Below are 14,772 nucleotides of genomic sequence, written 5' to 3'. Positions count from 1 at the left end.
CCTCAGTTCAGGAAGGTCTGCTCGTTGCGGAAGGTCACCGCGTCCAGGCGAGCGGTGAAGCGCTCGGTTTCGATGCGGATTCGTCCGTTGCGCTGAGTGATTCGTACGTCGGGCTCAACCGACCGGGGTCCCGCGCCGACGCTGATGCTGACGAGAGCGCCGGGGTAGGGATTGGCTGACCCGTTGTGCACCACCACCGTTGGGGGTCGCGGCGGCTGAGCGCGCAGATCGGTGGTGTTCCAGATCCGCGACGACGCGGCTGCCATGGCCCACCGGCGGCGCGGGTCATACACGGCGACCACTTCACCGCTGGCAGAGGCGCGGCGAATGAGCTGCCGGACAGCGAAATCGTCGTCGGAATCGATGACGATGCGGGTGGGCCCAGCCGGGTCGCGCAGCGGCATGAGTAGCAGCGCATCGTCGACTTTGCCCAGCATGACCCCCGACGAGCCGATGGCCACGGCTGCGTCGAGATCGGATGTCAACGTTCGCGCCGGCATTCCGTTGATCCGGTCGGATCCGGGCAGCAGCGCAGACAGCGCCCACCACTGGCGACCTGTGTAGCGGTTGAGGATGACCGCTGGGGGGGTGAGCAGCGGCTGCGCCGTGGTGAATCGCACCGTGGCCGACACGGTGATCCCCTCGCTCGAGCGGCGCAAGTGCAGCGCGAGCAGCGTGTGCTCTGAGGCGATTGCCCACATGTCATCGAGGCGTTCCGCCGTGAGGTCCTCAGAGCTGAGGTAGTAGCTGGTGACGTGGGCCCCACGGTGGGTGAGGTCTTTCCAGCCCTCGCGGAAGGTGCTCTCGATGTCTTCCTTGCTGCCGCCGTGCATGTCCAGAACAGCCTGGCGCATGTCGGCGGCCGTCATTGGTTCTGCGCGGCAACCGCTTTGGCGCAACGCACGTGTGATGCGACGGGTGACTGCGGCGACGGCGCCAGCGGCATCGGTGCGCCACATCAGCCCGGCCGTGGTGTCCGGAGCGCGGGTGTCCATGCGGATCATCAGCATGGTGCTGCGCTGTCCGGCTGCGGGTCGGTCGGCTAGGAGCTGGGCGTAGAACTGGCCATAGTTGTCACTGGCGGTGCGGCGGCCTTGAGCGATGACGTCGACGTCCACACCAAGTCCAAACCGTTGCATCTGCTCAGCAATCACGCTCAGTGGCAACGTGTTCGGGGTCTCAGCACCCTGCGGACGCAGCAGCGTGGGGATGTAGGGCCGACCCCACACGTTGACCATTGTGACCAGGGTGTGCTCATTGACGTGCACGCCCAAGGGCTGCCCATCGCTGTCGACGTCGACGTACTCGCCGGTTTCCACACGGTGTTCCTTATGGCGGAGCCGTCCGATGGATCGTGTGAGCCACTGCCAGGGTGTCAGCCGCGACACCTTCACCATCAGCAGCAGTGCGCCGAGGACCGCGCCGCCGGCTGCACCGGCCCACCATGGCCCGTCGAAGGCGATGGCGATGGCCGTGCCGACAACGGCGAGAATTTCGGTGGGCAATGCCGCGCGCAGATCGGCGCGCGCGCTCCAGGTGCGTTCCTTCATCGTTGATGCTTCCTTCGCCAGACAGTTGTCCCCCACAGCACCGCGCCAACCAGCACCACGCCAGCCCCAATCTGGGCAGCCAGCATGCGTGCCGGTCGCGGATCCGGCGGCGGTGGGGGTGGCGGAACGTGCAAGGGCGCTTCGGTGGGTGTCGGTGCTTTGGCCGGAGCTGGCGGCACGTCCCAGGTCAGTGCAGCGAGCGGGTCGACCACGCCGTAGCCGATCACGTTGTCGCGCCCGCCCGCAGGTGCGTGCGCGGTGGCCGTGAGTCGGTGAATGACTTCGGCCGCGGGCAGCTGCGGGAACTTGGCCCGCACCAGTGCTGCCACTCCAGAGACATAGGCCGCCGAGAACGAGGAACCGATGATGGGTTTGAACTTGTCCTCGTCGATCGAGGCGTTGATGACGTTTCCTGAGGTCGACAAGCCCACGATGTCAGACCCCGGCGCCGCGAGGTCTACCCACGGCCCGTGCAGCGACGCAGCTTGGCCCATTAGCGGTGTGCCGAAGTTGTCGGTGGCCGACACCGCCAACACGTAGTCGTCGAACCAGGCCGGTGAGGCGATGGTCACCACTTCATCCCAGCCGGATGCGCCGGTCGGTGGTGGCGGATTCTGACTGCATCCCTGGGTGCCCGCGTTGCCAGCGGCCGCGACGATCACCGCGTCGCGGTCGACCGCTGCATAGCGCAGTGCCGCGCCTAGGATTGCCTGGTCGGTGGGCTTGGTTACCGGGATGCAGGACACCAGCGAGATGTTGATGACTCGTGCGCCGAGGTTGGCGGCATGCACGATCGCACGCGCCAGCGTGTTGATGTCGCCGGTTCTGCGGACCTGTTCTTGGTCCTGATCGATGCGGGGATCTTTCAGCCCGAAGTTCTGCGAGCTCTGTCGGATCGCCAAAATCACTGAGTCCGGGGCGATTCCGACCAGGCCATCGGGGCCACCAGTCGGGGGCGGCAGCTGTGGATGGGGACGCTGCGGCGCCTGGGCGACACTGCCGCTGGGGCCCCACGCCGGAGGTGGCCCGGGCGGCCCCGGCGGCGGCGGAGGTTCTGCCGGCGGTGGCGGGGGCGGAGGCGGAGGCTCGGTGGTGGTCTTGGTAACGGTGATTGTGGGCGGTGGCGGTGGCGGTGGAATCGGTTGTGGCGCCGGGGCTGCGGGCGGTGGCGGTGCCACCTGGGCGCCCGCCGGACGCACCGGCAGCGGGGCACCCGAAGGTGCTGCGCCGATCAACGATGCGACCAAAGTCCCGTGTCCGTCACAATCTGAGAGCCCATCACCGTACTGCGCCAACACGTAATCCCCGCCTGCCACCAGGTGCGGCAGGCGCGGAGAGGGCGCCACCCCGGTATCGATGACGGCGACGACGACCCCGGCACCGGTCGACTCTTGCCACGCCGCGGTCATATCCAGCATTGCCAGCGCCGGGGGCAGCTCGCGCAGATCGCTGCCGGGGACGACACCGGTCAGCGTGCACGCGCGCGTCTGCTTCATCGGCCAGTCTGGGGCTGGCGCGGGATCTGGCGGTGGCGGGCCGGGCGGCACCACCGGTGGGGTGATCGCCCAGCTGGCTCCCATGCTGGTGGCGGCGAGCAGCGCAACCGTGCCTACCAGTCCAGCACCGGTACGCACCCGGTCGGCAAAAGGCTTGCGGCTCATATCCCGTGCCTGACTGCGTTGCGGATTACCGGATACAGATTGAGCAGCCACAGTGCCCAGGGCAGCAGCGCGAGCAACAAGACGTACTCGATCATTTCCACGAACCGGCGCATCGGGGCGGTGTATTCGCGGAAGGGCACCACAAGCGCCGAGAGCAGTCCCAGCACGGCGAGGCCGAGGGTGACCGCGACGCAAATCATGGCCACCTTCAAGCTGGTGGAATCGCTGGCGGCGTAGCGGCCGATGGCCACTGCCGCTGCCCCCATACCGGCAACCATCAACGTGACGGACTGATAGCGGTCCACGAACGAGCGTGAGCGAAGCACCAGGATCACACAGACCGCTCCCACGAAGGCGGTGTAGCGCCATCCGCCGGGCTGGCCAGGTACCACGGCGTAGCGGGCGGCGACGATGGTCACCACGGCGAGCCCAATCATCATGCCGGTCAAGGTGTTGTTACCGCGCATCACCCATGCGCGGACCTGTTCCGCGGTGGCCACTCCGGTCGGGCCGACTGGCGACACGGTGTCGGAGGGCTGGCCGGGCAGCCGCTCGAAGACGCCGCGATTGGTCACGGACGGAAACAGCGGTGTCGGCACGCCGGAGGCGGCGACGGCGGTGCTGGTCGCCCACGTCACGGCGATAACCACGCCGATCATGGCGATGACGGCGACCCGTTCTGGACGGACCTCCCACGTCGAGGCCGCGACGACCGCCGCCACGAAGGCGAACGCACTGACGGTCAGAATCGCGGCGATCGCCACGATATGGCGGCCCCAGATCGTGGCGAGCACGATGACCCCGACGATGACGGCAACAAGCGGTGCGGCGAGGTGCCACAGGCTCGGGGTGCCCGGCAGGGACATGGCCGCGGCAGCCGCCGCGGGAATGAGCGCGACCCAGGACAGTGCGTGACCGGTTGCGCGGCGCTCACGGCCGGCCACAGTGCTGGGGTCTGCCTTGGACAGTCCGCGGGCTGCCGCGACGAGCGCCACCAGCATCGTCCAAGCCGAGGCTGCGCCGATCCAGCCGTACGAGGCGTCGGTGCCGCCGATGCTCCACCACCAGTTGACCAGGATGAGGCATGCCCACCCCACAACGCCTGCGGTGAGCCAGCTGGCGACCTTGCGGCCCATGTCGGGTGTCAGGGTGGCCAGCAGCTGATTGGCGGCCCGCGCGATGGCGGTCGAGACCATTTCCGTCACCGGTTCGTAGGTCTCGGCCGAGGCCGCCGGCAGCAGCCACAATTGCTCCCCGTCGAGCACCCCACACTCATCCAGCGTCTTCTGCGGGTCCAGCGGTTGTGCGTCCGCGCGGCACAACCGGTAGCTCTGCTCGGGATTGAGCAGTGGGCGGCCCCGTTCGCGCAGAACCTCGTTGACGCGGGCCACCAGGTCTTCGGTGACCGCGATCAGCGCCACCCCGGCGGGCAGGGAGTAGTCGATCTCGAAGTCCTCACCCACCAGGAGCGCGACCCGGCACAGCGCCGGGGTGGACGGCTCGGCGGGGTTCACTTCCCGTCCTCACTGCTGTTGAAGCCCGAGGCCAGCCGAGCGGTGATTTCCAGGTAGCGCCGCCGTGTCTCCGGGCGCAGCTCGTTGATGTCAATCACCCCAGCAGAGGCGATATGCGGATCGAACGGGACGACGAAGACGCGTTGCGGGCTGACCCAGCGAGAGAACTTCTCCACCAGCGACTCCACCAACTTGCGGTGAGCCTTGCCTGTCTCGCCCCGCACATCGTTGATGACGACGACGGTGCGTTGTAGCAACCGGTGATAACCAGCCTCGTAGGCCCAATCCATCAGCTCAGCAGCGCCTTTCGCGCCGTCCGGCGCTGTCGAAGCCACCATGATCAAGGCGTCGGCGCGGCTCATCAGGCCGGGGATGACCTGGTGGTCGACATCGGTGCCGGAGTCGCTGATCAACACGCTGTAGAAGCGCTGCAGCACCGCATGAGTGTCGGTGTACACCTGCGCAGTCAGTGGCTGACGATCGCTTTGGTATCGATTGCCTAGGACATCGAGGCCGGCAGACTCGTTCATCCCGACGTGCGAGCGAATATCGCTGTAACCATTCAGGTTTCGATCCGACAGCACGTCCTTGTAGGAGTTCGTGGCTTTGGGGTCGATCCGATCGGCCAGGTTCGAGGCGCGATCGGGGTTGGCGTCGATGGCGATCACTTTGTCCTTGCGCAGCGAGGCGAATGTCGACCCGATCGACGCGGTGGTCGTTGTCTTGCCCACGCCACCCTTGCCGCCCAGCACCACGATGGAGTAGGTGCCGCGCAGGTGGCCGGCGACCGTCGCGTTGAGGTTACGCAGCAGCTGCTCATCCGGTGACTCGCCGGTGTTGATGAGCTTGAATGTCCCGTAGTAGAGCCACTTTCGCCATCCGCGTGACGAGGGGATCTTGCGTGGAGTGTTGAGTTCGGAAGCGGAAATCTGCTCGCTGCGCAGCTCAGCACCCCCGGACCCGGTGTTGTGGGACCAGTCCCATTCGGGCGGTCGCGGCCCGCTGGGCGCTACGGGTTCACTTTGCCGCGACTCCGGCGCCCGCGCCGACCAGCCCGGCGGTGGCTGGGTGGGTCGCTGTCCCCCGCCTGACTGGGGGGCACCGCCCTGAGCCGGCCAACCGGGAGGAGGCGGTGGTGTTGCGTTGGATCCCAACGCGTTTCGCAGCGTTTCGCGAGACAGAAACTGTGTGCGTTCCTCCGGCGCGACCGGCCGAGGAGCCGGTCGTCCCGGCGGTTCTGCCTCCTGGCGTGGTACGTCATTGCCGAAGGCTGATGGCTGTCCAGCCGGGCGTGCGCTCCACGGCGGCGCTGCAGGTCCCTGTTCGTGGTGCTGCGGACCTTCGGCCGTGGGCGGTCTAGGCGTCGCGTTCACTTGGGCTGTTGGCTCATCGTTCGCAGGCGGGAATTTCGCTGCCGGAGTGCGTATCTCACCCTGGATGGGGCTGGATTCGAGGCTCTGGTTGGGGCCTTCGAGCGACTGAGGCGGCCAGGGAACCGCGGGATAACCCGGTGGGGGCGCTGCGGCATCCCCGCGCGGCACGTTGTTCGTCGGTGGGGTCTGACCCGTCGTCGGTGGCTGTTGGCCCCATCCCCCGCCGCTGTCGCCGGGTGGGTCGATGTGGTGCCGGCCGCCGGCAGGGTCGCCCTGGGGCTCGTCTGTAGCAGCAAATGGTGGCTGCGGATAGCTGGGGCCTGCTGGCGGCGTTTCGTCGCCGGCGCTTGCGGCCCCTGGTGCACTCCCGCGCGTCTCGTCGTCATCGCCGCGCCCCGTGTTGTTCAGTGCGTCGAAGAACTGTTGATCTCTGGACTCGGTCATGTAGCCCCGCCCTCCTGCCGATTTCCACCGGGGAGCGCTAAAGGCTCCTCGAATCGGTGAATATCACCGTCGCAGAAAGACTACCAACCACACATTTCAGGCGTCCACGACGTTAAGCACATCAGTGTGCGTGAAATGTCTGAATTCTTTGATGCTGGTCCCAGCCAGCACCGCTGGGCAGGTCCTTCAGCACGTCGCTCACCGCGCGATTGATCCGCGCCGCGGTGCCGGGAAACAGCATTGTCCAGCGCTGCTGGTCGTCGGTGGTACTGGAGGAGATGACGACCCTGCCCATCAGGGAGTCGACAACCATCGCACCCGTAGCGGCAAACTCAGGACCATCCACTGAATATTGGGTGGCGCCGATGGCCGCGCGCACGGCCCCGGTATCGGACACGGCGACGATAACGCGAGCCTGGCGTGCCGTCAGGCCTAGCTTCAGCAATTCCCCGATCACGTCGTAACCCTGCGGGTCCGACTGCCAGCTGCCCAGCACTGACTCCAGCTGTTCGGCCTCGATGTTGACGCCCTCGAACTCGGCCGGGATCTCCTCCCCGAGCAAGTCGTTCACAGCCTCGAAAACAGTAGTGTCACCGTCGAGGGGGCTGATGGTCACTTCGTCGAGCGGTTCCTCACCGCTTCGCCACACGCGCGCTGCGACAACCCATTTACCGTCACGGCGACACAGAACCGCTGTCCGATCGGCAGATTGGTGTGCGCGCCATGCGCGTAGCGCTGCCGCGGCAGCAAGAGGCTCTTTGAGCGGATCCGCTGGCGGCGTAAAGATTTCTGGGGGGCCGGTGAGACGCTCAGACTTCGCGTCCGGGCGGGACACCCTGATTGACACGTCGATATCGCAGCGGCCCAGTGTCCAAAGCCATTCCTGCACATCAGGGTCCAGTGTCCGGCCCTGGCAGACCCCCGCCTCCTCCAGTACCTGCAGGCCGGGGTGGGAGGCCAGCATAGCCTCGGTGTCGCCCACAGGCCGCACGCGCAGCGCCGCAGGAAGTCTGGTGACGCCAGAGAGCGCAGCTGTCAGCCACAGTCCTTCGGAGGTGGTCGACAGCTGCGCTCCCATGGGTCAGTCCTTACTCAGATGCCGACGAAGCGGGCAGCGTTCGCCGCGTCACCCATATCGGTGTTCTGCACCGCGCCGCCCTGGGCGCCGCCGTGCCGCTGGATGGTCTCGAAGACCTGCTGGTAGGCCTGCGTGATCGAACGCTGAGCCTCGGCGTAGGCGTTGGCACCCTTGTCGCTCCAGAAGTCCTGCGTCTGGGCGAGAACCTGCAGTGCCTGCTCCTGAAGACCGTTCAGATGCGAGACCAAGCCGGCCTGGGCGGCCACGTGGTCCATCATCTTCGCCTGGTCGTACCGCATACCCTCCATGTGGGTTCTCCTTCGAAAGTTGTTGTCGGTAGGTGGGTTACGCCTGGGTGGCGACGCTGGACAGCTTGGCCTGGTTCTCGGCCTCCACGCGGTCGTACTCGTTGGCGCCGGTCTGCATGGCCTGGATCACCTGATCGAACCGGGCCGAGACGTTGCGGCCGGTGGTGGCCACTTCCTCGGTGGTCTTCATCGAGGCCACGGAGGCGATGCCGACGAAGGCGCTCCCGCCGAGGTCCTGGTTCATCGTCATGTAGCGGCCCAGGGCGTTGAGCGTCTGGTTCTTGATCTCGTCGAGCTGGCTGGCCGAGTTGCGCAGCTTGGTTGAGTCAGTCTGGAACATGTCCACTTCCTTTCGAGTCCCGTATGGGATGGGTGTGCTGGTTGGTTGTCATGTGTTGCGCCGGTTGTCGCCGAGCGATCACCCTCCCCCGTCTGTGTAGACCACGCCATTGGCGGTCAGGATGGGGATAGCGTCCGCGTCGTCGAGGACCACCGATAGGGAGGTGTCGTCCTCGCTGCGGCTCGCGCCTTGATCGCGGCGCTGCCCTGCCTGGGCGGCGCCCATCGGCATCATTCCGGGCATGCCGGAGCCCATCGGGCCCGTAGCCATGCCCGGCATGCCTGCGCGTGCGGCCGCCGAGGGCTTGTTCTGGCCGGGCGCGCTCGACCCGTCTGCGGCCGAGGCTGGGCCCCACCACGCCGAGGGCATCCCGATCGGGCCACTGCCCATGCTGGCGCCGGCGGGTTTGGTGAGCGCGGCCGTCACCGGGCCACCGCCGGATCCAAAGCCGCCGCTGACACCGTTCATAGACGCAGCGAGGTTGGCGCCGGGAGCGTTGGCCGATAGTCCGCCGAACGGTCCGCCGCCCATGCCGCCCATGCCGCCCATCATGCTGCTCAGCTGGCTGCCCATCTGCATAGGCGCTTGGGCCAGCTGCGACAGCGGCTGGGTCATTCCCTGGGCCATGGAGGGCAGCGAGCTCGCCATGCCCATCATCGATTGGCTGCTACCGAGCAGTTCGCTTCCACCCGGCTGAGCGAGTTGCGGGGTGCCGGTAGTGCCCACATCGCCCTCGCCGCCTGACTGGCCGGCGCCGGTCGCCGCCGACAGCGCGGCCGGGGCCGCCGACGAGACGGCTTGACCCGCGGCCTGTAGTGGGGCGCTGAGACCCTGCATGGACGCTTGGACACCGGTCTGGACTCCTTGCGCGCCCATGCTGGCCGCCCCTGCCGCCAACGCGGCCGGATTGCCTCCGGCGGCCAGCGGTGGGCGAAGCGGGACGCTGAGGCCGGACACGATGCTGGCCGCGGCGCTGGAGTAGCCGGTCATCGCGGTCGCGTTCTGCGCCCAGTACTCGCCGTACTCGACGTCAGCCTCGGCGATGGCGGGGGTGTTCTGGCCAATGATGTTCGTAGCTTGCAGCGTTGCCTCGCGGATGCGGTTGGCAACGACGACCGGATACGGAATGGTCGCCGCGACCGCCGCAGAATGGGCACCAGCAGCAGCGCCGATCAGACCACTGGCCTTCTCCGCATGAGCGCCGGCCTCAATCTGCCACTCCGACTTCGGAACAGCAGCAGCCATCATGGAGGTGCCACCTTTCCCCCACCAGCTGCCGGTAGCGGTCGTCGCCGCAGTCGCCATCATCTGGGCGCCCTGCTGAATGTGGGTGACCCCGGCGGCCTGGTAGCCGGCCACGACCGATGTCATGGCCGCCGCGCCTGGTCCGGTAGTCAGCCGGATGGCGTTGGTCTCGGGTGTAAGCCCCCAATATTGAGCGGGCATGTGCTCAGAGGAGCAGCGAGGCCTGGTTGACGGCCTCGGTTGCCACAGACATCACACCGGAGACACCGACATCGCCAGCGAACATTCCCCGGTCCGCGACGCTGACGCCGGTCTGGGCAAGGAACTGCGCGTTGTGCGTCTGGATCGCGGTGGCCAGAAGGGCGGAGACCTCCTCGCTTCCCATCGGGACAACGGCAGTCATCGCCGGTGCTGAGCCCGCGAGCACGCCGGCGGTGGTCGCCGTTCCGGTCGCTTCAGCTACGGATTGAGCAGCAACGCCAACTGGATCCACAAAAAAGGTCACGATAAGCCTCCCCTAAGGCGCTAGGTACCTGATAAGCCGAGAGTAGAGCGGTTCCGCAGTGGCTGCCACCAGCGCAGCCACATTCGCTGCCAACAATTTTGATATTCGCCGTTGGTCCGCTTGTCCCTCGGACATTTCTTCTTTTTGCATTATCCCAGCTACTGACTGACCCTAAGTGCACTTATTTTCACGGGTACGTGTAGCCAGCTGAGCTGCGGATTCCGCAATATCGCCGATGACCTCAAGTCGCTTGCTCAACGTGTCCGCGGCCGCGGACCCGGCCCTGGCTTCGTGCGCGATCTGCATGAGCTGCTCCACCAGTACCTTCGTGGTCCCGCTCAGCGGGTATTCGGTCCCCGCGCGCAACGTAGGTTCCGCCCCGTCCAGCACCGTGGCGAAGCTGCCCGGGGTCCATCCGAGTGCGGCTTCTATGCGACCCCGCGTGACTTCACGGCCGGGAATCTTGCCGCGGTTGATCAGGTCGGTGATCGTGGAACGACCCACCCTGGCGATCTTGGCCAGGTCCATCTTCGACAAGCCCAAGTCCAGCCTTGCCGCGTCGACGGCTGCGCCGAGCCGATGTCCCGGATCACTCAAGGGGCAGCACCTTCGCGATCTGTGCGGGGGCCGACAGCCGGTCGGTCACGTAGATTCCTCGGCCCGCCGGCTGCCTGGCGGCACGAACGCCTCTGATCAGCTCGCCCTCCATGCGGTGGCCGTCCATGACGATCAGAGGGGCGGTTTGCGCGATGAGCCGTCCGGCCAGCGGAGAGGACATCGCCGGCCCCCACGGGAAGCGCCGCCCGATGATCAGGTGCAGACCGACCTCGCGAGCGCGGTCGATGTATTTGGTCAGACCCTCGGTCGCCGGACCCTTACCGTCCGCGCGGAACATGTTGGCACCAGCGCTCCAACCAGCCACGATCTGTTCGTCGTCGACGAGGACGAAGATCTCCGGTCCCGACCAGGAGCGCGTGGCCTGGGCGAGTTCTTCCTGTCCGGCGCGGCCACGTGGCATGCGTGGGGCCAGGAGCGAGTCGATATGGCGGGTCATCGCCCGCACATCGTCCTCGTAGTAGGTGTAGCCCTCGGACTCCACACCGTCCTCGCCGATGTAGCGACCCAGGTGCGGCCCTTGCACCACCCGGACGAGCGAGTTGCCCGGATCAATGACATAGATCTGAGCTTCTTCGGGTCGGTACGACCGCATGATCGCCCGCGCGACGGCAGCCACGGAGTTCGATACGCCGCACTCCGGGTTGCCGATGAAGAGCAGGTGGGGGTTGCGGTTGAAGTCGGCTTCGGCAGCCACCAAGCCCACCTCGGAAATGCCGAAGGGCACCACGCCGCGCTTGGGCTCGCGCTGGGCGGCGAAGACCTCCTCGAGGCTGACTGTGCTCGGCAGCATGCGGACCTGTGCGACCTGATCGACACCGGTGAGCTTCGTAATCACCTCGGCGGCCTCGCGCGGGCCGATCGTCCTTCCCTCCGGAGTGGACAGGATGGGCAGACCGGCCTGGAAGTGGTAGCCGGCCATCGACGTGCCTCGGCCGCTGATGGTTTCGGTTCTCGTCTCAGCGGTCTCGTCACTGGGATCACCGAGCAGTTCACGCTTACCGAACGGCACCTTCTTGGCGACATCACGGTTGTTCTTCGACGGATCGTCTTGGCTACCCAGAGCCAATTCGACGTTGAGGGTGAACGTGTTGGACATCCAGGAGGGGAAGCCGCCCGCGATCCAGCCCGCGGCGGCGATGATCGCGCGAACCCCGAGGCTGTTGCCGCGTTCCATGATTACGCCGAGGTCGGCCATCATGTCCTCGCCGAACGTGGTCCGGAACTGCTGCCAGCCATCGATGACCAGGAACACCTCACCGAAGGCGTCATCGGGTACCGGGCCGGTTTCACCACCGAACTTGCGCGCACGGAAGCTTTCGATGCTCAAGCCGAGCCGACTGAACGCCTCTTCGCGCTCCTCCACGAGAAGCTTCATTTCCGCGATCGTGCGCTGCACACGCTCACGGTCACCTGCCCGGGCGAACGAGCTCACGTGCGGAAGCGCCTCAACCTCGTTGAGACCCGGGCCGCCCATAGCCACCACCACGAACTGCACGCGCTTCGGGTGATACATCATGGCCGCACCGGTGATCATCGTCGTCAAAGCGGTTGTCTTACCGGAACTCTGTTGGCCGATGACGGCACAGTTGCCCGCGGAGAAGTCCAGCGCGTACACGCGTTGCGCGTGCTGGAAAGGCCGGTCCTCGATACCAATCGGGAACAGCAGTCCGGGGGTGTGTCCGTAGTCCTGATACCAGGGCTTGCGCCGCAAGCGGCGCACCAGCTCCTCGACGGGCACCGGCTCCAGCGGCGGCAGCCACATCTGGTGGACCGGCACTCTGGTCTGCTCACGCAACGAGTTGATCGAGGCCTCAAGCTCGCGGATCGGTTGCCCGTCAGCGCCGAGCACGGTGTCGGTCGATTCAACGGGAGCGGCAGAGAGCTTGGGCGCGGACGCGATCGCGGCCATCGGCGCAGCGGTAAAGACCTCGGGGGCCATGTACCCGGCTTGGGTGCGTACCGCTTCGGCGGCCACCCGGCGCGGCGGATGGTAGACCTTGCGCGCGAACGCGGATTGGAACCGCACCAGCCGATCTCGGCCCTGTACGCGCAACAAGCCCGCACCGGCAGGCTTTTCGGGAAGGTGCTTGGCTTCGTCGGTGCCGATGATGGCCATCGACTCGCCGGCGTCCAGGGTACGAAGACCCACGCGGATCGGGATGTTGGCCATGATGCCTGACTGCATTTCATGCCCAAGCCGCTGCGAGCCCAAGATCATCTTCACGTTCAAGGCGCGGCCCTGGCGGCCGATCTCGTCGATAATCTTCTTCGAGTCGGGCGCTTCGATGAACATCTGGGTGAACTCGTCAATGACGATGATCAGAGCGGGCAGCGGTTCCAGGCGCTGGCCCAGGTGGATACGGCGGTACTCATATTCGGCGACCTCGCTGATTCCTGCGCGGTCCAGCAGTGACTTGCGGCGCTCCAGTTCGCCGTTGATGACGTCGCCCATGCGCTCGATCCACAGCGAGTCGTCCTTCAAGTTGCCCATTGCGGCAACGACATTCGGCAGACCAGCGACCATGTTGGCCGTCGTCTTGCCCTTGAAGTCGAAGAACGCAAACACCAGCGTCTCCGGAGAATGCGTCAGCGCCGCCGACAGGATCAGAGTCGTGAGGAACGACGACTTACCCGAGCCTGTCGTGCCGGCGATCACCATGTGGTGGCCCATGCCACCTTCGTGGGTCTCTTTGAAGTCGATGTGGACTGGCGCCCCAGTCGGATCGACACCGATCGGGAACTGCAACCACTTTGCGCCCCAGGCATTGTCTTCAAAGGGAGGCCCTTGCAGCGTTGGCGCCCAGAGCTTTTCCACGTCGAGGTTGCCGGGGTCATCGATGCCGAGAACCTTGTAGAGGTCGGCGTCGACCGAGGTGTCGTCGATCAGGCTGCGAGAGCGCTCGCCCTCCACGCGGTACCGGGCCATCTTGCGTGCCAGCACCCGGGCGCTCGCCAGGTCCATCGAATCGGGGCGGCAGAACCATTGACCGCGGTGCGTGACCTCCGACTCCGACACCCAGAACGTATTGGCTTCTTCGAAGCCGAGGCCGCGACCAGGCTCGTCGGACAAGGCCAGGAAGGTCACCCCTGCTACACCGCCAGCGCGGGTCAGCGTTTCCCAGTGGCGGTCATCGCCGCGGCGGCGACGGTCGTCGATCACCAGCCAGTGCGGCGTGGTGGTGGCGTTCGTGCGGAAGGCGTCGCGGCCGTGCAGCTCCGTGCCCACCGCCCCGTCCATCTGCTCACCGGTTGTCCAGACCATCCGGGTAGGACCGCCGCGGTCGCGCAGCGTGGGGTGCGCGCAGTGCGGCAGCCACTTGCACCACTCCCAACGGGCAATGTCGTCGGTGACGATCATGATTTTGAAGTCCCGCGGTGAATGCGCCACGGCGGCTTGGCAAATCAGCGCCCGGGCCAGCCCGTACACCGCATCCATGCCGTCACGTCCGATGAGGGCCATACCGGCAATATTGCGCAGCAGCAGCGGTTTCGGCGCGTTCTGCAGCTTGCTTTGGGTCTGCAGAAACGCCGACGACGCGTCGTAAGTGACCGGCTCGTAGTCCTCGCGGCGGCCCAGCTCGTTGGTCTCCAGCTCCTTGACGACCTTCGAGGTACCCAGACCCACCCGGACCTGGCTGTAAAACACCTTCAACACTTGATCATTAGGCGTGCGGCACCACATCCGGGCCGACCCCACAAGGCCTGACAGCAGTGCCGGCTCGGGATGGAGATACTCGAACTGCGCGTGCTGGGCTCGGGCGGCGTCTTGTACCTTGTCCCGCGTCTCATCGAGGGTCATCGCATAGTCGCGCAGTGCCTGCTCCATCTGCGGCCCCGACAGCTGCTTATCGCCGCCGCCACCACGATTGGAGAACATGTAGGACCCCATCGACACGATCATCATGATGGGGAACAACAGGGTCATCATGCCCATCGTTCCGCTGCGCAGACCGGGCTGAGACAGCATCAGGGCCATGATCCCGAGGAACGCGACGCCCATGACAACGGGAAGGATGATCGCGGCCTTGCTGCGTGGAATCGGCCGGGGGGCCTCCAGCGGTTCGGGCACCGTTTCGCGGCCGCCCATCGTCGGTGGGATCTTCACCGAGCCTTGACGGGGCTTCACTGTTGCCATG

At 66.3% G+C, this 14,772-nt stretch carries 11 protein-coding genes; all 11 read right to left on the bottom strand.

Annotated features, from left to right (window positions below; all coding sequences use genetic code 11):
• Positions 1-2: 2 nt before the first annotated feature.
• Positions 3-1,550 (bottom strand): type VII secretion protein EccE, encoded by a 1,548-nt coding sequence (gene eccE / locus ACNUDN_RS31185; protein WP_094295603.1) that lies wholly within the window; start codon positions 1,548-1,550, stop codon positions 3-5.
• On the bottom strand, positions 1,547-3,211 hold the full coding sequence (gene mycP, locus ACNUDN_RS31180) for a type VII secretion-associated serine protease mycosin (RefSeq protein WP_419125616.1): 1,665 nt from the start codon (positions 3,209-3,211) through the stop codon (positions 1,547-1,549). The genes eccE and mycP overlap by 4 nt, the downstream gene beginning before the upstream one ends.
• A complete protein-coding gene (gene eccD, locus ACNUDN_RS31175) occupies positions 3,208-4,725 on the bottom strand; it encodes a type VII secretion integral membrane protein EccD (RefSeq protein ID WP_094295046.1) in 1,518 nt (505 codons plus the stop codon). Before eccD ends, mycP begins: the two co-directional genes overlap by 4 nt.
• Positions 4,722-5,879 carry a MinD/ParA family ATP-binding protein gene (locus ACNUDN_RS31170; RefSeq protein WP_238382148.1) on the bottom strand — a complete coding sequence of 386 codons (1,158 nt, stop codon included), beginning with the start codon at positions 5,877-5,879 and terminating at the stop codon, positions 4,722-4,724. Before ACNUDN_RS31170 ends, eccD begins: the two co-directional genes overlap by 4 nt.
• 784 nt (positions 5,880-6,663) lie before the next feature.
• Positions 6,664-7,620: an ESX secretion-associated protein EspG gene (locus tag ACNUDN_RS31165; RefSeq protein ID WP_094295047.1), complete on the bottom strand. Its 957-nt coding sequence runs from the start codon at positions 7,618-7,620 to the stop codon at positions 6,664-6,666.
• Positions 7,621-7,634: 14 nt separating this feature from the next.
• A complete protein-coding gene (locus ACNUDN_RS31160) occupies positions 7,635-7,928 on the bottom strand; it encodes a hypothetical protein (RefSeq protein WP_094295048.1) in 294 nt (97 codons plus the stop codon).
• A gap of 37 nt (positions 7,929-7,965) precedes the next feature.
• Entirely contained in the window at positions 7,966-8,268 is a 303-nt protein-coding gene (locus tag ACNUDN_RS31155; protein WP_094295095.1) for a hypothetical protein, read from the bottom strand.
• Between the two features lie 78 nt (positions 8,269-8,346).
• Positions 8,347-9,714 (bottom strand): PPE domain-containing protein, encoded by a 1,368-nt coding sequence (locus ACNUDN_RS31150; RefSeq protein WP_419125615.1) that lies wholly within the window; start codon positions 9,712-9,714, stop codon positions 8,347-8,349.
• A gap of 4 nt (positions 9,715-9,718) precedes the next feature.
• Positions 9,719-10,006: a PE domain-containing protein gene (locus ACNUDN_RS31145; protein WP_238382163.1), complete on the bottom strand. Its 288-nt coding sequence runs from the start codon at positions 10,004-10,006 to the stop codon at positions 9,719-9,721.
• 183 nt (positions 10,007-10,189) lie between these two features.
• Positions 10,190-10,615 carry a helix-turn-helix domain-containing protein gene (locus ACNUDN_RS31140; protein WP_094295051.1) on the bottom strand — a complete coding sequence of 142 codons (426 nt, stop codon included), beginning with the start codon at positions 10,613-10,615 and terminating at the stop codon, positions 10,190-10,192.
• Positions 10,608-14,771: a type VII secretion protein EccCa gene (gene eccCa / locus ACNUDN_RS31135; protein ID WP_419125614.1), complete on the bottom strand. Its 4,164-nt coding sequence runs from the start codon at positions 14,769-14,771 to the stop codon at positions 10,608-10,610. Before eccCa ends, ACNUDN_RS31140 begins: the two co-directional genes overlap by 8 nt.
• Position 14,772 lies beyond the last annotated feature (1 nt).

The sequence above is a fragment of the Mycobacterium sp. smrl_JER01 genome (assembly GCF_048513595.2).
Lineage (GTDB): Bacteria > Actinomycetota > Actinomycetes > Mycobacteriales > Mycobacteriaceae > Mycobacterium.
The sequence above is the reverse complement of the archived record's forward strand: the minus strand, read 5'-3'. Positions and strand labels throughout refer to the sequence as shown.